Raw genomic sequence first — 272 nt, 5'->3', positions numbered from 1 at the left:
CGGCGATAAATAGGTTTTCCATTCTGTAACCGGCCCTGGTCAGATGATGGTCTTGAGGCAAAAGAGCGTGGTCTCGGGATCGTCCTCGCGCGGATAGAACGCGAATTCGAGCGGCGCGCTCGCATCGCGCGCCATCGTCAGAAAGCCCAGCCCCGCGCCCTTGCTTTCGGTCGGCGTGTCCGCGCGCAGCGACAACTTGTAGGCCTGCTTGATTTCCTCGATCGACATGGAACGCAGCGGCTCCAGCTTCTCGCGCAGATCGTTCACGGCCA

General features: G+C 61.0%; 1 protein-coding gene. It reads right to left on the bottom strand.

Features of this window, described 5'->3' with window-relative positions; all coding sequences use genetic code 11:
* Positions 1-39: 39 nt before the first annotated feature.
* On the bottom strand, positions 40-272 hold a 233-nt coding region (locus SB786_RS36285), incomplete at its 5' end, for a DUF6272 family protein (protein ID WP_410731585.1).

Origin of the sequence: Burkholderia sp. SIMBA_062, assembly GCF_046534765.1 — a bacterium.
Taxonomy (GTDB): Bacteria; Pseudomonadota; Gammaproteobacteria; order Burkholderiales; family Burkholderiaceae; genus Burkholderia; species Burkholderia ambifaria.
Note: the sequence above shows the minus strand (reverse complement) of the source record. Positions and strands in the feature narration are given on the sequence as shown.